The 18,425-nt window shown below is 47.6% G+C and carries 17 protein-coding genes; 3 read left to right on the forward strand and 14 right to left on the reverse strand.

Annotation, left to right across the window (positions count from 1 at the left end; translation table 11 throughout):
* Positions 1-96: 96 nt before the first annotated feature.
* Positions 97-1,512: a 23S rRNA (uracil(1939)-C(5))-methyltransferase RlmD gene (gene rlmD / locus FS818_RS25035; RefSeq protein ID WP_397351816.1), complete on the reverse strand. Its 1,416-nt coding sequence runs from the start codon at positions 1,510-1,512 to the stop codon at positions 97-99.
* 355 nt (positions 1,513-1,867) lie between these two features.
* Positions 1,868-2,752, reverse strand: a complete 885-nt coding sequence (locus FS818_RS25040) for a diacylglycerol kinase (RefSeq protein WP_145335768.1) — start codon at positions 2,750-2,752, stop codon at positions 1,868-1,870.
* A 567-nt stretch (positions 2,753-3,319) separates the two neighbouring features.
* Here FS818_RS25040 and FS818_RS25045 point away from each other — a divergent pair.
* The gene (locus FS818_RS25045) at positions 3,320-4,018 is read left to right on the forward strand and encodes an NPP1 family protein (protein WP_260984807.1); all 699 of its coding nucleotides are present in this window, start codon (positions 3,320-3,322) and stop codon (positions 4,016-4,018) included.
* An 86-nt stretch (positions 4,019-4,104) separates the two neighbouring features.
* Here FS818_RS25045 and bioC read toward each other — a convergent pair whose 3' ends face one another.
* From bioC to FS818_RS25085, 8 genes are all read right to left on the reverse strand, one after another.
* The gene (bioC, locus tag FS818_RS25050) at positions 4,105-5,010 is read right to left on the reverse strand and encodes a malonyl-ACP O-methyltransferase BioC (RefSeq protein ID WP_145335772.1); all 906 of its coding nucleotides are present in this window, start codon (positions 5,008-5,010) and stop codon (positions 4,105-4,107) included.
* On the reverse strand, positions 4,985-5,860 hold the full coding sequence (locus FS818_RS25055) for an alpha/beta hydrolase (protein WP_145335774.1): 876 nt from the start codon (positions 5,858-5,860) through the stop codon (positions 4,985-4,987). Before FS818_RS25055 ends, bioC begins: the two co-directional genes overlap by 26 nt.
* Positions 5,857-7,035 carry an 8-amino-7-oxononanoate synthase gene (bioF, locus tag FS818_RS25060; protein ID WP_186331851.1) on the reverse strand — a complete coding sequence of 393 codons (1,179 nt, stop codon included), beginning with the start codon at positions 7,033-7,035 and terminating at the stop codon, positions 5,857-5,859. Before bioF ends, FS818_RS25055 begins: the two co-directional genes overlap by 4 nt.
* Entirely contained in the window at positions 7,016-8,050 is a 1,035-nt protein-coding gene (gene bioB / locus FS818_RS25065; protein WP_145335878.1) for a biotin synthase BioB, read from the reverse strand. The genes bioF and bioB overlap by 20 nt, the downstream gene beginning before the upstream one ends.
* Positions 8,051-8,052: 2 nt before the next feature.
* Entirely contained in the window at positions 8,053-8,790 is a 738-nt protein-coding gene (gene bioD, locus FS818_RS25070) for a dethiobiotin synthase (protein ID WP_145335777.1), read from the reverse strand.
* Positions 8,791-8,792: 2 nt separating this feature from the next.
* Positions 8,793-10,145, reverse strand: a complete 1,353-nt coding sequence (gene bioA, locus FS818_RS25075) for an adenosylmethionine--8-amino-7-oxononanoate transaminase (protein ID WP_260989967.1) — start codon at positions 10,143-10,145, stop codon at positions 8,793-8,795.
* A 241-nt stretch (positions 10,146-10,386) separates the two neighbouring features.
* Entirely contained in the window at positions 10,387-11,169 is a 783-nt protein-coding gene (locus FS818_RS25080) for a sirohydrochlorin chelatase (RefSeq protein WP_145335779.1), read from the reverse strand.
* A 3-nt stretch (positions 11,170-11,172) separates the two neighbouring features.
* Complete coding sequence (locus FS818_RS25085) at positions 11,173-11,463, reverse strand: YerC/YecD family TrpR-related protein (protein ID WP_017690665.1); 291 nt, start codon at positions 11,461-11,463, stop codon at positions 11,173-11,175.
* Positions 11,464-11,937: 474 nt separating this feature from the next.
* On the opposite strand from FS818_RS25085, the gene FS818_RS25090 reads away from it, so the two are divergent.
* The gene (locus tag FS818_RS25090) at positions 11,938-12,573 is read left to right on the forward strand and encodes a tyrosine protein kinase (RefSeq protein WP_145335781.1); all 636 of its coding nucleotides are present in this window, start codon (positions 11,938-11,940) and stop codon (positions 12,571-12,573) included.
* 125 nt (positions 12,574-12,698) lie between these two features.
* Positions 12,699-13,787, forward strand: coding sequence for a DNA alkylation repair protein (locus FS818_RS25095; protein ID WP_145335783.1), 1,089 nt, complete (start codon positions 12,699-12,701; stop codon positions 13,785-13,787).
* Between the two features lie 188 nt (positions 13,788-13,975).
* Here FS818_RS25095 and corA read toward each other — a convergent pair whose 3' ends face one another.
* From corA to FS818_RS25115, 4 genes are all read right to left on the reverse strand, one after another.
* Positions 13,976-14,935, reverse strand: a complete 960-nt coding sequence (gene corA / locus FS818_RS25100) for a magnesium/cobalt transporter CorA (RefSeq protein WP_145335785.1) — start codon at positions 14,933-14,935, stop codon at positions 13,976-13,978.
* Positions 14,936-15,252: 317 nt separating this feature from the next.
* The gene (locus tag FS818_RS25105) at positions 15,253-16,242 is read right to left on the reverse strand and encodes an inorganic phosphate transporter (RefSeq protein ID WP_145335787.1); all 990 of its coding nucleotides are present in this window, start codon (positions 16,240-16,242) and stop codon (positions 15,253-15,255) included.
* A gap of 14 nt (positions 16,243-16,256) precedes the next feature.
* The gene (locus FS818_RS25110) at positions 16,257-16,874 is read right to left on the reverse strand and encodes a DUF47 domain-containing protein (RefSeq protein WP_090923319.1); all 618 of its coding nucleotides are present in this window, start codon (positions 16,872-16,874) and stop codon (positions 16,257-16,259) included.
* Between the two features lie 357 nt (positions 16,875-17,231).
* Positions 17,232-18,302 (reverse strand): DUF3048 domain-containing protein, encoded by a 1,071-nt coding sequence (locus tag FS818_RS25115; RefSeq protein ID WP_145335789.1) that lies wholly within the window; start codon positions 18,300-18,302, stop codon positions 17,232-17,234.
* Positions 18,303-18,425: the final 123 nt, after the last annotated feature.

An 18,425-nucleotide genomic window follows, 5' to 3' on the forward strand; every position in this document is an offset into this window, starting at 1 on the left:
GAGTTGACTCCAGAGATCTTGCACCGACCCATTAATCGAATTGAAATTAAAGCAGAAGGGTTCGAGAATTTTTTACAAATTCTCGAACCCTTCTGCTTATTCTTTAATCCTAACCAACATCGCCACCGACTCCACATGCACCGTATGCGGGAACATATCCACCGGCGTTACCTCCACAGTGCGATAGCCGCCATCCTCCAGTACTCTTAAATCACGTGCCAGCGTACTCGGATTACAGCTCACGTACACCACGCGTTCCGGCTTCATCTCCAGGATGGTATCAAGCAGACGCGGGTCGCAGCCTTTGCGCGGAGGATCGACGACGATGACGTCGGCTTCAATGCCTTGTTCTTTCCAGCGGGGAATCACGTCCTCGGAGGCGCCAACTTCGAATTTGACGTTACGCATCTCGTTCAGCATCGCATTGCTGCGCGCATCCTCAATGGCTTCGGGTACAATCTCTACCCCGTACACCTGATCCGCATGCTGCGCCAGGAAAAGAGAGATCGTTCCGATGCCGCAATAGGCATCAATTACGGTTTCTTTTCCACTCAGCCCGGCGTATTCTACCGTTTTTCCATACAGTACTTCGGTCTGCACCGGATTGACCTGGTAGAACGAACGCGGAGAGATTGCAAATTGCACATCCCCGATATAATCGTAGATTACATCCCGGCCCCAAAGCACACGGGTCTCATCACCGAAAATCACGTTCGTCTGCTTTTTGTTCACGTTCTGACAGATGCTCGCCACTTGAGGGATCGCTTCACGGATACTGCCGATCCACTCATCTTGGTGTTGAATATCCCGGCCATTCGTCACCAGAACGAGCATCATCTCGCCTGTACGGAACGCTTTTTTCACCACGACATGACGCAACAGGCCGCGGCCTGTTTCTTCGTTGTATGCACTGATGCCGAGATGGCTACCAATCTCCTTCACCTTCGACACGACTTCATCATTGTGCTCGTGCTGGATAAGACAGGTCTCCATGTCGATGATTCGGTGACTTCCTTTGGCATAAAAACCACCCACCAAACCGCCTTCGGTTACCCCAATCGGCACCTGTGCCTTATTCCGATAACGCCACGGCTCGTCCATGCCCATCGTTGGCAAAACACGAATCGCGTGTTCTGTATCTTCTTCGTTCGTCTCATCCTCCACCAACACGTTCAACTTCCCGATCCGTTGCAAATTATCGATCACAAGCTGACGTTTCCACGCCAGTTGACCAGCGTAGCTCATATGCTGGATCTGGCAGCCACCACATTGATCGTAGATCGGACATGGTGCGGATACACGGTCCGGACTGGCTTTGACAATCTCCAGCAACTTGGCGTAGCCATATTGCTTCTTGGTTTTCAGGACGCGCACGCGCACCGTTTCCCCTGGAAGAGCACCCTGCACGAATAATGTGTATCCATCCGCTCGGCCTACACCTTCGCCGTCATGGTTCATGCCAATGATCTCAATGACGGTTTCTTCATTTTTGCTCACGGGTAATCCTTCGATTGCTACGGATTCACGTGCTCTGCCTTTGGAACGCGCACCAGAAAGAGATGCACCGTTTGGCCGCACCTCTTTACCTGACTGACTTGAAAATGGACGGGTTGATTGAGTCGATTGACTTGACTGACGGGAAGCTGAAGCCTTCCCTTTCCCCTGAGGAGCAGCCGAATTCCGGCGGTTTTTTCCACGACCGCTGCGGTTCGTATTAGACAACGTACATTCACTTCTTTCTTATATAGTACACCGCCTGCAATGACGGTGAGCTGAATTTGAGTTAATAAAAGAATTTCCTTCTTCACGCCAAAAATAACGTTCCAAAATTCTAACGAATCTCAGAGACGTTATTTTAATGTAAAACTTACCGATGGAACAGCTGCAGATGATGTTTTAGATTCGTAAACGTTGCTGGCAGCGTACCGCCCAGTTCCCCATCCAGATTAAGTTGCACATAGCCTGGTGAAGTGACCTCCATATGATCCGTCTGGAAATGTACGACCTTTTTGTCGTTCAGATGCTCTCCGCGTAGCGCCAAAGTAACAAGACGAATCATATCCGCCAGATTACACTTGCGTACACCAATGACATCGAACAACCCATCATCAATGGTTGCCCCTGGAGCTAGCTTTTCAAAGCCGCCAACGGAATTTGTATTTGCAATCAGGAACAGCATGAATTCATCATGAATTTCTTCCTGGCCATTCGCACGAATGATTAATTCCTGCGGGGACAGGCTTGCCATTTTCTCAATCCCCTTCATATAATAGGCCAGTTGCCCGATCATCGTTTTCAGACGACTTGGTACTTCATAGGTCAGTTCAGTTAACGATCCACCACCGGCGATGTTGATAAAATACCTATCGTTTGCCTTGCCGAGATCCAGTGGGCGCGTCTGCTGCTGAATGACCAGGTCCACATAATCTTCCCATTGTCTCGGAATGCCGAGCGCACGCGCAAAATCATTGGTCGTTCCCAAAGGAAACACCCCCAGTGGAGGACGGTTCTCCCGCTCAGCCATACCATTAATGACCTCATACAGCGTACCGTCTCCACCGGCAGCAATAATCATGTCATAACCGCGTTCAATCGCCAGTTCCGCTTCCCGGGTTGCATCACCTTCCCCCGTTGTAGCATGACACGAGGCCTCAATACCGCCCTGATCCAAACGTTGCAAAATATCAGCTAGACGTTTCTTCATTTCTTCCCGGCCTGAAGTCGGATTATATATTAATCGAGCTTTTTTCATCTGATACGCCACCTATTCCACATTATCCATGAGTCCGAATGACCTCATCTTCTTACGCTGCATCAGTCCACCAAGGGGCATCATTTCAATTAACACAACCATGCACTTTCGTTAATCCTGCCCAAACACTATATATAACTATGCCAGAGGAATGACGTCCCATTCCTAAAGCTATTGCTTCTATCATATCATCAAATGTAAAGATGTCCTAGCCTATTCCAGCCGTGATTTTTGCATAAACCCTAACACCCAAAGTCCCTTACCCTAATAAACAAGTCAAAGTCATCTTGAAACCGTTCTCTCCATCTACTTTGGCAAAAAAACCACTGATCTTCCATTCTGCCCGCTTGCACAGGAATTAATCTTGGTACTTTCCACTGTCTACATATAAATATAGTATGACAAAAATATACAGCAAATTTACATATCTCAATATAAAAATATAACCTGAATCAATATATTTCCAGTAGAATTGAAATACACAACGCTTCCATACATAACTGACTTCACTCTACTACGTTTACAAAGGAGAATTGCACAATGCAAAAAACCAAAAAACTGGTACTGATGCTAATGGTTACCCTCCTCGCCTATTTACCGATAGGCACCGTTGCGGAAGCAGCCGTCATTAATCATGACCAGGTCGTCGGTTTTCAAGAAGTCACACCCGTAACAGCCACGCAAATCACAGCCAAACGTTTTCAACCTTTTCTGAAGGTCTATCATGGATGCGTGCCTTTCCCAGCCGTTGATGCACAAGGCAACACCAGCGCAGGTTTGGCAACGTCCGGATCACACAATGGCGGATGCAGCTCCAATCTGGGTCAGGTCTACTCCCGTTCTGCTTGGCATAATGGCGTATGGGCGATCATGTACGCATGGTACTTCCCTAAAGACAACCCATCTCCGGGATTTGGACATCGGCATGACTGGGAAGGCATCGTCGTATGGGTAGACAACCCGGCGGTTGCCAATCCGAAAGTACTCTCTATCGCCTATTCAGGTCACGGGCAGTTCACCAAAGTGGCCCCAAGCAACAGTAACATGCAGGGCGATCATCCGAAAATCTCCTATAATAGCACCTGGCCGCTCAACCACGAGCTTGGTGTAACCAACGTCGTTGGTGGAACTCAGCCGCTAATCGGTTGGGACGATCTGACTCCAGCTGCGCGTAATGCCCTGAATACAACGGATTTTGGCAGTGCCAATGTACCATTTAACGATAACAACTTTGCGAACAATCTAAATAAAGCCTGGTTTAGATAGTTGGCTGGATAAAAAAATAGATCCCCTTCATGGCTGATAAGCCGCCTGGAGGGGATTTATCTGTATAATATGCCGCGTATGCTGCTTCATATCGCACTCATATCTGAAATGGCAGCTTCAATGAACAAGAGGTCATATGTCGCCCGAACTCCTCCTGCTGCCCTGACACTAAACCTATCTTCATACACCTTGTACATCTGGGTAAACAGAGTTCGTAGACTAACCTCTGGTACTTCAACCGCTTCCGAAGCGCTGGCCCCCATGCCTTTTACCGAGTGCAGAAAATCTCTTGCTGAAGCATATCTCTCGATATGAACCAAACGCTTCTCCCGATAACTCGTAAAACCTGATCTCTCCAGCATAACTCTCCACTCGTCAGCCGAATGAAACGAAAGTCCATGTCGCTGCGGTTGCATTCCGCAGGCTAGATATACCTCATGAAATGCCTCATGCATCTCCCTAAAAGTGTCCGTCCCAAAAGTGGTGAACAGAAGCCTGCCTCTTGGACGGAGTATACGTTTCAAGCCGGTCAAGGTCCGTTGAGGATGACGCAACCATTGAAAACAAGCATTGGAAACGATGATATCTACCGAGCATGAAGGGACTTCATGAACCCACCTTTCAATATCAGCCTGCACAAAACGAATTCCTTCTGCCGTACCTTTTCCATCTTCAGCATGCTTTACACGCCGGGATGCCAGACGAATCATTTCGGGTGCAATATCCAAGGCCGTAATACTGGCATCGGACCAATCACGGGCAATCATTTGAGTCAAAACACCTGTACCGCAGCCTACTTCAAGAAAATTCAGTGAATGGCTGAGCGTATTGTTCTTGCCATGTGCAACAATCTCTGCGAGCTGAGCGGCCATCCTTCGCTGAACGTGGGCATGTGCATCATAAGAAGATGCGTTACGATTGAAACGCCGCTGAACTTGGATGCTACTGTCGAAGCTCGTTCTATTTTCATCCCAACTCCTGCTTATGCTCATGCCACCACCTCCTCCACTCCTTCTCAATTCTGACTTCCTCACCCAGAAAAACTGCATGTCCCCTATCGTTCAGCGTCACTAACCTAGCTCGCGGTAACCGATCCAATAGTTCCACCCCTGCATCATATGGACAAATTTTGTCCTCATGCCCGTGGAATAAAAGGACTGGACAATCGATTCGAGCAAGATCGGGCAAATGATCCTCATAACGTAAAATCTGAAGCCCTGCCAGTAGCGCTTCTGGTGTCCAGCAACCAGCAGGGAGCAGGCGGTCAGCATACCCCATTTCCCCCTCCCGTGCCGTAAACATCATTTTGCGAAAACGACTCTCCACGTCTGGCTGATAATCCTTGGCTATGTCTCGCATCATCTGCCTGACGTACGCATCGTGCACACCAAGGCTCAGTTCCTTCTTATCCCGAACAAAACGTGCCGTTGCACTAAATAACACCAGCCCATCGGCATAACCTTTGGCTGCCAGTCCAAGAGCAAGTACCGCTCCCATAGACCAGCCCGAGATGAGTAGCGGGGCGCGAGGCACGTTCTCTCCGCAAGCCCCTTTCAGCACGTGGAACAGTTCCGGCATGCCGATATCACCATGAGTAGCGCCCTCATGCAATCGACCAGACCCAACTGCCCGAGATAACCACTTAGCGGTTGTTTCCACGATGTCCAGCATGTCTTCGGGAGTACTTACAGCACTGTAATCGAGAGAAAGATGTTGATAATCAGGCAAACGTTCCCGCAGCAAGTCAAACACAGCATCTGTCATACTCCAGCCCGTTAACCATAAAATCGTCCCTTTTTCTTTTTGCTCTACTCGTCGCATGTATTCATTCCGATTGTTCATGATCTGAGCACCCCGAGCTGATCTCCAACTTTCTTAATGAGAGCACTCGCCTGCCTCAACTCATCAAACGTATGCGCCGACGATACAGAAAAACGAATTCGTGCTGTGCCGACTGGCACCGTAGGCGGCCTAATGGCAATCCCTGCAATGCCGACCGCTTCCAGAGCTTCGCTGAATCGAAGTGCACGTTCATTGTCACCAACCATAATCGGCACAATTGGCGAATCTCCTTCCCCTACATGGAATCCTGCATTCGTCAATGCGGAACGAAACATTTCACTGGTCGAACGGAGATGATTACGGCGCCAATGCTCCGTCTGTACCAATTGTAATGCCGTCATAATTCCTGTCAAAAGCGAAGGTGGAAGCGCCGTAGAATAGATAAGCGGTCTGACTTTATTCATAAGATATCGTATTAATACGTTGTTACCAGATGCATAAGCTCCATATATACCGAAGGCTTTGCTGAATGTCCCGATATGCACATCTACATGGCGATGCAGTCCCAACTCATGACACAGCCCTTCTCCCTTTTCCCCGTAAACACCTCCACTATGTGCCTCATCCACCATCAGCATAGCGTCATATCGCCGTTTGAGTTTCACCAGTTCATGCAACCGTGCCCGATCCCCATCCATGGAAAACAGTGCATCCGTGACAATCAGCTTACGCCCTTTGTCCCGATGTTTGTGCAACAGAGCCTCCAGATGCTCCAGATCGTTATGCCGATATCTGGCATGATCCGCACGGCTTAACACAGCACCATCAACGATGCTGGCATGATTGTACTGATCGCTAAAAACGATATCTCCTCGCCCCGTAAGCGCTGCAATGACACCTGAATTCGCCATATAACCATTGGCAAAAACAAGAGAGGCTTCCGCCTGCTGCCAAGACGCCAGCGCTGCTTCCAGACGGCCGTATACTGAACCATTACCCGTGACAAAACGAGAAGCACCGGAGCCTGCACCTTCAACCTGAAGTGCTTCACAAATGGCTTGAATAATATCAGGATGCCCTGCAAGTCCCAAATAGTTATTGGAAGCCAGATCAAGTAAGCTATTCCCTCCTCTTACAATATGACCAGGACGTTCAGGAGACTTAGTACTATCGCGTAAATGACGTTGATTTGAGGCGTGAGCCAGTTTCTCAAGTTCATTTTCCATCCAGTTCATATTTATCGGCACCACCCTGCAAAGCATTGAGTTCAATCTCAAACCCCAAATCCTCAATCATCTGATGATCATTCGTAATGTCCTGACCTACTGTCGTCAAATAATCCCCCACAAAGATCGAATTGGCCGCATACAGCGCCAAAGGTTGCAATGAACGCAAACTAATCTCACGCCCTCCTGCTACACGAATTTCTTTGGATGGACAGATCAATCGAAATAATGCCAGAACCTTAAGCGCTCTCATCGACGTTGTACGTGAAGCCCCTTCCATAGGTGTACCGGGGATTGCATTTAAAAAGTTAACCGGAATCGAATCCACATCAAGCTCTCGCAGTGCAAAAGCCATCCCTACAATGTCTCGCTGACTCTCGCCCATGCCGATAATAACACCGGTGCAAGGAGACATGCCGGAAGTTCTGGCCTTCTCTACAGTTTCAACCCGCTGGTCATACGTATGTGTTGTCGTGATAGACGGATAGTTATCTCGGCTTGTATTCAGATTGTGGTTGTAACGATGCACCCCTGCTTCAGCCAAACGTTCTCCCTGCCCCTCCTTTAAGATGCCAAGGCAAGCACAGATTTTAAGGGGTAGCGTTGCACGGATTTCTTTTACAGCGTCGATGACCTGCTCCAGTTCGTGATTTGTCGGTCCTTTTCCTGATGCAACGATACAATATGTACCCGCTTGGCGAGCCATTGCTTCCTGTGCACCTGCCAGCAGCGTTTCCTTATCTAGCAGACTGTATTTCGGAATAGATGCGCTGGATCGGATGGATTGAGAGCAGTACCCGCAATCTTCCGGACACAACCCGCTCTTGGCGTTGATAATCATATTCAGCTTTACTTTATTGCCATAAAAGTGTTTTCTTACGAGATAAGCCGCATGCAGGAGTGGCAGTACCTCATCATTAGCCGCATCCAGAACAGCAACCCCTTCCTCTACTGTCAGGCATTCGCCTTTCAAAGATTTTCTGGCAAGGGATACCCAGTCTGTATCTTTAGGAGCTATGCTCATATTCATCGATATTCCTCCATTTTCTGAATGGTCAAAGCATCTCTGACGGGAGAAAGGTTGATCGTTGCCTGAACCGTATGGATTAACCTCTTGGACTCAATCTCTCCTGTAAGCTCGGGAAAATGTCCCAGACAAGGAATGCCGCTGTATTGTTCAATGATTCTCCCGTTTGTCTCCAAGCTTGGGTCAAGGCACAACTCACCTGAGAGACCGTCATTCAGAATGAAACCTAGAATTGAAATTCCGCGGCGCTCTAAGTATTCCATCGTAAGCAACGTATGATTGATCGTACCTAGCCCTGATCTTGCAACGATTAGTACCGGAGTCTGAAGTTCGGCTATCAGATCAGTTGTCAGGGCATCTTTCGTTATTGGAACCGCTACTCCGCCTGCCCCTTCAATAAAAACGGAATCATATCGATGAAGTATCGATTCCCCGGCACTGAGGATATCCTGTAACGTAATGTTCAATCCCGTCTGTTTTGCAGCAAGCATGGGTGCAAGTGGAGCCTCAAATGTAAACGAGGCAATATCCTCCGCGTCCGAATCCATCCCCGTGTATTTCAGCAAAAGCTCTGCATCTGTTGTGCCTTCACCCGCAAATCCACCGGTCTGGACCGGTTTCCAAACGCCGACGTTTCCCCCTTCCGCACGAAGCGCGGCAACAAGCGCACCTGTTATTACCGTTTTGCCTACACCCGTATCGGTACCTGTTACGAATAACCCTTGTGTTCCATTCATCTCTACCGCCCACCTTCGGTGACATCGATAATGGCTTTCATCAGAATATCGGTCATCGCATCCAGTTCTGCATCGGTGCTGGCAAGCGGAGGCATGAACACCACGACATGGCCTAAGGGTCTCGTCAGCATCCCCAGTTCCCGGGCACGCCCGGTTACACGAACGCCGATGCGTTCTGCCCATTCATACGCTTGCCGGGTGGACTTGTCCTTCACCAGTTCAATGCCCACCATCAGTCCCTTTTGCCGGATCTCTCCGACATGCGGAGCATCCTGAATGGCACGAAGTTGGTGCTCAACCAACAGTGCTTTCCTCTTTACACACTCTAACATATGGTGATCTTCAAATCGTTTCAGGCTTGCCAGCGCGACTGCACACCCGAGCGGATTACCTGTAAACGAATGACCGTGAAAGAACGTTTTCTGCTTTTCATAATCCGCGTAAAAAGCACGATACACCTCTTCGGTTGCCAGTGTAGCTGCTACAGGCAAATAACCGCCAGTCAGCCCCTTCCCAACTACCATCAGGTCAGGGGACACTTCTTCATGATCACAAGCAAACATCATGCCTGTCCTCCCAAAGCCTGTAGCCACCTCGTCAGCGATAAACAGTACGTTATACTCCCGACATAATGTCGCCATCTCGCGCAGACAGCCTTCGGGCATAACGATGATGCCACTTGCGCCTTGAACGATCGGCTCGACAATCATCGCCGCAATTTCATGTGGACTCGTTTCAAGAATCTTGCGTAGCTCAGACAGGGTAGCTTCCTTTGCTCCATGTGCACCACTCTCATGTCGATAAGCGTATGGATAGGGGATGACATAAGACGGAAACAGCATCGGTCGAAATACATCATGATACAACGGAATGGCACCTACGCTCACTGCGCCAATGGTGTCCCCATGATAAGCCTGATTCATGGTGATGAATTTGGTTTTGGAGGTCTTCCCGAGATTCATCCAATATTGAAAAGCCATTTTGACTGCAATTTCCACCCCGGTTGCGCCTGCATCAGAATAAAATACTTTCGTCAATCCGTGAGGTGTAATCTCTACAAGTTTCTCGGCCAGCTCAATTGCAGGGATATTAGCCATGCCAAGCAGTGTGGAATGTGCTACTCGTCCCAATTGTGCAGTGACGGCCTCATTCAGCTCCGGCACATTGTGCCCATGCACATTAAGCCAAACCGAAGAAAAACCATCGTAGTAAGCCCTCCCCTGTACGTCATACAACATAACACCTTCGCCTCGTTCAATGATTAGGGGATCAGACTGGTTGTAATCCTTCATTTGAGTAAAAGGATGCCAGACATGAGCCTTGTCTAAGGCTACAAGCCGTTCATATGGTGTCATCGTGCAGCTCCTTTCCATCAAAATCATCTAATTAATTTTAATTGTTAACCAAAATAATTTTTATGGTTAACAATTAAGACATGCACATCTTATCAAACAAATTCTCCGCTGTAAAGAGAGTTTTATATTCTCCATGTGGCCTGTAGAGCGAAATAAAGGCCGCAATAAAACAAAAAAAAACGGCATCTCTGCCGTTTTTTATCATGAATGAATTTAAAGTAGAATCCAACTTTAATGCTATTTAACTTTTTACAGCCCCATCACACTTCTCCAGCAAAAACTGAATCTGGCGTTCCAGCCACTGTCCAAGCAAAGGATGAGGCAACAACGTTTCCCCACTATATGCATATTCCAACTCTTTAAGCCGACCTGGAATAACATGCTGGGTAAAATAACCGGCACTCAAAAACAGCGGTGCCACAATTACGCGACTGCCGCGCTCTTCGGACCAGTATTTCGCCTTATCATATACACTTTCCGGATTAAGCAATGCATAGTCTGTATGAGCAACGCCACTGATCTGCTGCACTCGTTCCGCGAGCGAAGAAATACCCGCTTCCCAGCGCTGGCGGAATCCATCATGGATACTGCCATGTCCGACAAGCAAAATCGTTTCCTGCTCAGGTTGCTGTGATAATGACCGGACTTTGTCCCATACCATCACCGCAATATCAGGATCATTATCTACCGGATAGCCAAAATGTACCCGCGCCTTCACCTCAAATGGTTCAAGATCGGTTTCACGCTCAGGTGCATCCTTCGCCCCGATTGCATACTCGATCTCATCCACATGGGTGCTGCCAGAGGAAACAAATAGCGGTACAACCAACAGATCCGTTACACCTAGCGCTTCCAGTCGGTTAATACCGTCCTGAATTAAACGTCCATCCACCAATTCCAGAAATCCGGCTTCAACAGGTAACGGATCAGGCAGATTCAACCGGGAAATCGCGTCATCGACGGATTCTACCCAGGTTTTCTCCTGAGAACCGTGACTAATGATGAGTACACCCGGCTTCTTCATGACTTAGCGCCCCAGGCGTTCCAGCGTCATTTTATAACCGTCATTCCCGTAATTCAGACAACGTTTAACACGCGAAATCGTAGCCGTGCTCGCGCCCGTCTCTGCTTCAATCTGGTTATACGTGTTGCCTTTGCCAAGCATACGTGCCACTTCCAGCCGCTGGGACATGGATTGGATCTCGTTCACGGTGCAGAGGTCATCAAAAAAGACATAACACTCTTCAATATCCTTAAGTGTCAGGATTGCCTCAAATAGTTGTTCAATGCTTTTATCATTTAGCTTTTTCAGCTGCATTTTATCATCATCCCCTAGCGGTTACTGTGTACATCCATTGTACCTAGCCTGAGTTGGTATTTCAAGCGTTAACGATTTCACGCACTACAGAACAAAAACACATGTTACCGCTTACAAAACATACTATTGTCCTCCACAGGCGGACAACGAGCATATAAACTGCGATAATCGCCTCTTTAGGGGGAACATCTCCGATTATTTATCTAGGATTTTATACCTGTTAATTGTTACAAATTTGTGTCCAAAATTCATTTTTCTTCCTGAAAACCATCTTATAGACTCTGGTATGATTTGCGCCCATTTCCGCAAATATCCCGTTTTCCGTGATACCCGCCTACGCCGCCTCTCCGCGAATGACATACAGTATATCAAAAGGGAGTTCCACCCTGCTTGTTATTATATGAGTTTCACAAGATTGATTTCTCGGTGGAACGCAATTCCGAAAAATCTAATATAAAAGGAACGTGATCGTTCATGCCACAGCATTACTATCATCGCCCGCCAGGAACACGGCAACGTCCAGCTCCTCAAGGCCAGCAGCAGGCTCGAACCTCAGCCTATGCACCGTATGGAAATGTGCCACGCTCTCTCAATGAAGCCCAGATCCAGCCGATGTACCCTGGTGTTCATCCGACTTACCCGGGCTTCGCCGAGGTTGAAGCCTCCGGTCTTGTGCCCTATGGGCAGGGCGCACCCAGCGGAGGGCTTTATGGAAGCGACGTCGTGCCCGTTACTCCAGTCGTTCCTGCTCAAACACCTGCCTCTTCAGGCAGCTCAGGCTTTTCCCTCGCCAACTTAGGTGAATTAAAAGGCATGATTGACCGCTTCGGCGGCATTGACGGCATTATGAGCGGCGTGGCCAAAATGCAAAAGGTCGTTGGCGGTATTCAGCAGATGGCCCCGATGATGAAACTGGTGATGGGCATTCTGCCTTTTGGAAAAAATAAAAACAGCAGCAGCGAAGCCGACGCTGATTATGAAGAGTACTCGAAACCTCGCCCGCGTAAACGCCGCAAAAAAACGACAGGCACACAGCGGAAACGCACCGCTTCCCCGGCTCGCCGGAAAAACGCAACATCCAAACCACGTCCCAAAAGACGCAAAAGTTAACTCTATTCAGGCACTCCCTTCATGAAGGCGGGTGCCTTAACCCTTTTGAGCAACTAACATCAAGAACTTATGTTCTTATACTGGAAAATGAGGTATACTAGAGAATACATACAAGGAGGCAGACCATGGAACTGTTCAAAGATAAATATACACCCGCTCTCATTGATCGAACTGCCGATCAGTTGCATCAATTCTATCCAGAGTTACAAACACAGCAATTTCGCGAACTGGTTTTCGCTGAAGGCTGGGAGGCGCTGGAGTTCAAGGCAAGGATACGCCGAATTACGGAATCTTTGACCCATGTTCTGCCCGCCGATTACGAACAAGCCTTACATATCCTTGAACAGGCCGCTCCACAATTGCGCGGGGTTGAGTACCTTTTTGTGCCTGATTTCATTGAAGTGAATGGACTTGCCCCCGAAAACTACGAGTTATCGATGAAATATCTTGCGGTATTCACACCTTATTCAAGTTCTGAATTTGCGGTGCGCCCGTTCATCCAGCTTTACCCGCTTAAGACGTTGAAACAGTTGATGGAATGGACAGAAAGCAATGACGAGCATATTCGCAGGCTTGCCAGCGAAGGCAGTCGCCCTCGTTTGCCATGGGGAGCCAAGCTTGGGGATTTGATCGTTGATCCGACGCCTACGCTTCCGATTCTGCATGCACTCAGGCAGGATGAATCCCTCTATGTACGAAAAAGTGTAGCGAATCATCTGAACGATATTTCCAAGGACCATCCTGATCTCGTTCTCGACTTAGCTCAAGCCTGGTACGGTCAGAACGCGCATACCGACTGGATTATCCGCCACGCAAGTCGTTCACTGCTGAAAAAGGGGCACCCTGTTGCACTCAGCCTGTTCGGCTATCACAAGCAGGAGGCTGTTCATATTGAAAACCTGAAGCTTGATCGGGATCAAATTGCCACGGGTGAGGATCTTCATTTTTCATTCGATGTGGTTAATACGAGCGGCGAACCGCAGATGCTGAGGCTTGAATATGAGATTGGTTATATGAAGGCTAACGGCAAACAGGCACCCAAACGCTTTAAGTGCTCGGACAAAATGTATGCGAACGGTCGCAGTACCGTCAATACCAAACAATCATTCAAACTCATTACGACACGTAAATATTACGCAGGGCTACATACGCTCACGATCGTTGTGAACGGGCAAAATACGGAATCCGTTTCTTTTGTGCTTAACGTAGATTAATCTTGAAACGGAGAAATTTCACTTTAGTTATGCACAAGTCTCTATGAGTGAATCACTTATGCACATGTGGATAGAAGCATAGACAGATAACAGCCGTCAGGCAACAAACAACCTTGGGAGCATCGGATTTCGTTGTCCGCAAGGTTCGCCTGACGGCCTTTTTCTCTTTATTTATCATGTTATCCTGTTTATTTAAACCAGCCGCGCTTCACAAACCAAGCTACCATACAACCTCCAAGGACAAACATCAGTAATAGCACAGCACCATACCCATACCTCCACTGAAGCTCCGGCATATGGGCAAAGTTCATGCCGTAGATACCTGCAATTAGGGTGAGTGGCATAAATACCGTCGTAATGACCGTCAGTGTCTTCATAATCTGGTTCATCCGATTCGAATTCAGTGAGATATAGCTATCACGTAGGTCTGCCGTCATCTCCCGATCGGCTTCAATCATATCCGTCAGTTTGAGCAGGTGGTCATAAATGTCAGTGAAATATGCCGTATGTTCCCCTGTTCGCTGTACATGCTGCGAGTTAATGACCCGGTAGAGAAGATCCCGCATAGGGACAATGGTGCGTCTAAGCTTCAGGAGTCGACTGCGCAGGTCAAATACCTGATTCATCAATTCCTCTACGGACTCCTGACCGCCCCGATTCTCCAGTTCAGCCAGTTCATCCTCGATGGCAAACAGCGATGGAAAATAATGATCTACCAGTTTGTCCATCACTGTATATGCTGCCGCCACCGGCCCTCTTGCCCAGATGGTACGCTCATGCGCGTGTTTCAGCAGCCTGTCCCAGGCTTCGTCCACTTCTTCCAATCTTCCATGATGGAATGACACCAGAAAGTTCTGTCCCAGAAACAGATCTACCTCTTCTGCCTCAAGCGTGGCTGGATTCAGCGCATGTAACACAAGAAACTGCAGATTCTCATAATAATCCAGCTTGGGACGTTGCAATACGTGCAGACAATCTTCGATTGCGAGTGGGTGAAAATGAAAATATGTATCGAGCAACCGACTTTCTTCTTCGGTAGGCTGGTTGAAATCTGCCCATACCCAGGCATAATCGTTTAGATCGAGTTGTTCAAGCGGCATGTTCACCGTGACTTGATGATCCCGTGTTATCGCAAGTGTACGAATCATGGATTAGACCACGTCCTTGTCTCTTATGGAATTTCTGATTTCATTGTACACTCTGAAAAACAAAAAAAGCCAACCCTGTTGGCTTCTCTCATTTCCCCTATCCACAGTTCCCTGTATCCACAGGAAGGTTTCTTTTGGTTTATCATTCCACGGATGGCTATCCACATATCCAGCCTGTCCACATCTTCGTGCACAGGCGTTTCTTCAACTCATTGTATATTTATCCACATATCCCGATATTCACATCGTTATGAACAGGTTCGTTCTTCACTTACTGTATCCGAAGATGGATACCCGGTCCTTCTGTTGACAACTATTTAGAAAATAATCCAGTACAACAGACCTGCAAGTGCTCCGGTAATTGGAATCGTAATGAACCACGTAATGATGATACGTCCAGCCAGTCCCCATTTTACAGCTGAGAACCTTTTCGCTGAACCTACACCCAGAATCGCGGATGTGATTGCGTGTGTCGTACTTACCGGAAGGTGCAACAATGTTGCTGAGAAAATAACGGATGCAGCGGATAAATCGGCAGCAAAGCCGTTAATTGGTTCGATTTTGAAAATTTTAGTCCCCATCGTTTTGATGATTTTCCAACCACCCACCGATGTCCCCAGGGCCATAGCTGTTGCTGCTGAGATTTTAACCCACAGTGGTACTTCAAGATGATCCTGTACCTTGGCTGCGACGAGTGCAAATGTAATAATCCCCATCGCTTTCTGCGCATCGTTGGTACCATGAGTGAATGCCTGCAGGGCAGCCGTGAAGATCTGTACCGTTCGGAAGCCTTTATTCACATTGTGCGGACTGCGTTTGGCAAACACATATTTAAGAATCATCATGACAATATAACCGATGGCAAAAGCAATCAAAGGTGATAATAGCAAACCTCCGACGATATCAATGAATCCAGTCCATTTCACTTTGTCAGAACCCGCTCCAACGAGCACTGCACCCGCGAGCGCTCCGATCAACGCATGTGAAGAAGATGAAGGAATTCCAAACCACCAGGTAACCAAATTCCAGATGATCGCGGCAATCAAGGTGACGATGACAACCTCGATCCCGTTATCGAGCTTGGTGGGGTCCGTCACGCTCCCCCCAATCGTCTTCGCAACACCCGTAAACATCATCGCACCAACAAAGTTCATCACGGCCGCTAAAATAATAGCTCGGCGCGGCGTCAGTGCACGTGTGGATACCGATGTTGCAATGGCATTAGCCGTATCATGGAAACCGTTGATGAAGTCAAACGCCAGTGCAAGGAAGACGACTATACCTAATATCCAAATCGTTGTTTCCATTATTCTCTGGCTCCTTAAGAATTACGCATGATGATGGATTCAAGAACGTTCGCAACATGTTCGCAATCATCCGTTGTTGTTTCAAGGCGTTCGTAGATCTCTTTGCGCTTGATCAATTCAATCGGATCGGACACCGTAGCGAAGAGATTCTTGATACAGTTACGCAATACTTCGTCGCCCTGGTTTTCCAAATCGTTCAGACGAATCGTATATTCACGAATCGCAAGCAATTTTTTCTGGGACAGCAAATGAATCGCCTTCTGAATTTCGTAAGCCGATTGACGCAAAATCTCTGCAAATTGAACGATATATTCGTCCGGGTCCACCAAATTGTACATATAGAAACGGGAAGCCGTGGCTTCAATGCCGTCCAATACGTCATCAAGAGTTGTTGTCAGTTCCATAATATCATCGCGTTCGATCGGCGTGATAAATGTTTTGTTGAGTTCTGTAATGATCGTGTGCACGTAGTCATCACATTGCGACTCGTACTTTTTCATTTCATTAGCAAAAAGAGTTACATCCTGAAGGTTGGAAACATGCTGGGAGAAATAATCTGCCGCTTGAACAACCGTATCTGCCATATTCTCCAGTGTTTCAAAAAATATGTCCTTCTTCTTCTTAATCTTCATAGCTCTATCCCCTCTTCGAGAAATTGCGCCGATAACCGATGAAACATGAAATGACAACCTTTGATATCTTATCATATTTGTTTCATGGTTTGTACATAAGCTGCGATCCTTTTTTATATTCTTCTCATATTAACCTGAAATGAATCTTAATTATTTGGAATTATGGCAAAATCAGACTCATATTTTACACTGCGTTTACAAAACTCCACAAAAGTCGACGGGTTATCCAAAACAATTTTCATAAAAAGCGCTATGATACGACAACACATCGTCACCGATCTTAACCTTTTTTATCGCTTTCTTTCATTATCAGGCTGAAAAAATTCATTACGTGGTTCCACATTTGTATATAGTCTATTATTGTCCAGCGATCTTCACATGATCTGCAAACTGCGGATGGTTAGGCACAATGTTAATGAAGGTTTTCCCGGGCACCAGATTCATTTCACGCCCATCTTTGACGAAACGAATAATATCCCCCTCTTTTCTCACCCATTGTCCGCGAATCATCTTGCCCTTCTGAAACAGCATCGCCTCACCGCCATGATCCACGTTCACGGATAACCTGCCTACATCGTCAAGCACCTTATGGTCTGCCCCAGCAACAATGATATTGGCCGCACCTAACTGACTACCATTATCTTTATCCTGATCCGGCTTCCCGTTCACCATTCTCATATATCGTCCGCTAACTCCATCATAATCATACGCAACTTTGTAACTATTCAATAAATAATGGAGTTCAAACTGCTTCACGCTCTCTCCAGTGGAGGTCGCTCCGGCCTCGTCATACTTGTACACAGGAGATCTAAATTCATGACTGTACCCTTTCTTTTCCGTACCTTCTCTAAGCTTGTCCACGGATGTATATAGATTGTGAGGCGCTTTGCGGTCTTTGGAACGCCAGAAGTACGGCCCGCCATTCGAAATTTCATCCATATGTTGTTTCTGCTGTTTTTGCAAAATCGAATAGGCCTCCGGACTGCCTCCGGCATGAATAAGCACCCCGTCATAACTTTCGCCAAGCTCAATCAGGTATGGACGAATGCTACGTATTGGGCCGACGGCTTCTGCTCCACCTTCACTCTGGAATATAGCAATGAAACGCGTAATCCCACCTTCGGCAAGCACCTCAATGATAATGTCTGCCGCACTTAAACCAGATTGAGGACGGGCGGCAGGTGCATTGTTGATCATGACCGCGAGTGGCCGCTGCGTAGACGCTTTCTCCACGGCTAGTCCCGTGAACGGTGCTATGAAGGTAGAACGCGCAGGCTCCTCCACAGGCTTCTCTTCTTGAACGGGCGCAGGTGTGGGCTCAGGCTGGGGAATTTGGGCGACCTCTTTATTCTGGCAAGCAACAAGACTAACGGTAAGAAGACAGATCGATGCTGCTGATATAGCTTTGTTCCAAGAAAAAAACTTCAATATAGGACCTCCTGAACGATTTGGCTGACTTTCTTCTGCTCGTCATGTGATATTCCTCTCATGCAGGCAACCATCTCACGTATTTCTTTCCATTTAATCACAACGTTTCCGTTTTGTCTGCGT

The sequence above is a fragment of the Paenibacillus xylanexedens genome, from assembly GCF_007680605.1.
GTDB classification, from domain to species: domain Bacteria; phylum Bacillota; class Bacilli; order Paenibacillales; family Paenibacillaceae; genus Paenibacillus; species Paenibacillus xylanexedens_B.

Excerpts from the sequence above, each read along its gene's own strand:
- FS818_RS25085 (WP_017690665.1), bottom strand. The coding sequence starts at position 11,463 with ATGCAGCTGAAAAAGCTAAATGATAAAAGCATTGAACAACTATTTGAG.
- bioA (WP_260989967.1), bottom strand. The coding sequence starts at position 10,145 with ATGACACCATATGAACGGCTTGTAGCCTTAGACAAGGCTCATGTCTGG.
- corA (WP_145335785.1), bottom strand. The coding sequence starts at position 14,935 with ATGATTCGTACACTTGCGATAACACGGGATCATCAAGTCACGGTGAAC.
- FS818_RS25040 (WP_145335768.1), bottom strand. The coding sequence starts at position 2,752 with ATGAAAAAAGCTCGATTAATATATAATCCGACTTCAGGCCGGGAAGAA.
- FS818_RS25095 (WP_145335783.1), top strand. The coding sequence starts at position 12,699 with ATGGAACTGTTCAAAGATAAATATACACCCGCTCTCATTGATCGAACT.
- FS818_RS25090 (WP_145335781.1), top strand. The coding sequence starts at position 11,938 with ATGCCACAGCATTACTATCATCGCCCGCCAGGAACACGGCAACGTCCA.
- bioD (WP_145335777.1), bottom strand. The coding sequence starts at position 8,790 with ATGAATGGAACACAAGGGTTATTCGTAACAGGTACCGATACGGGTGTA.
- FS818_RS25055 (WP_145335774.1), bottom strand. The coding sequence starts at position 5,860 with ATGAACAATCGGAATGAATACATGCGACGAGTAGAGCAAAAAGAAAAA.
- bioC (WP_145335772.1), bottom strand. The coding sequence starts at position 5,010 with ATGAGCATAAGCAGGAGTTGGGATGAAAATAGAACGAGCTTCGACAGT.
- bioB (WP_145335878.1), bottom strand. The coding sequence starts at position 8,050 with ATGAGCATAGCTCCTAAAGATACAGACTGGGTATCCCTTGCCAGAAAA.
- FS818_RS25110 (WP_090923319.1), bottom strand. The coding sequence starts at position 16,874 with ATGAAGATTAAGAAGAAGAAGGACATATTTTTTGAAACACTGGAGAAT.
- bioF (WP_186331851.1), bottom strand. The coding sequence starts at position 7,035 with ATGAACTGGATGGAAAATGAACTTGAGAAACTGGCTCACGCCTCAAAT.
- FS818_RS25045 (WP_260984807.1), top strand. The coding sequence starts at position 3,320 with ATGCTAATGGTTACCCTCCTCGCCTATTTACCGATAGGCACCGTTGCG.
- FS818_RS25105 (WP_145335787.1), bottom strand. The coding sequence starts at position 16,242 with ATGGAAACAACGATTTGGATATTAGGTATAGTCGTCTTCCTTGCACTG.
- FS818_RS25080 (WP_145335779.1), bottom strand. The coding sequence starts at position 11,169 with ATGAAGAAGCCGGGTGTACTCATCATTAGTCACGGTTCTCAGGAGAAA.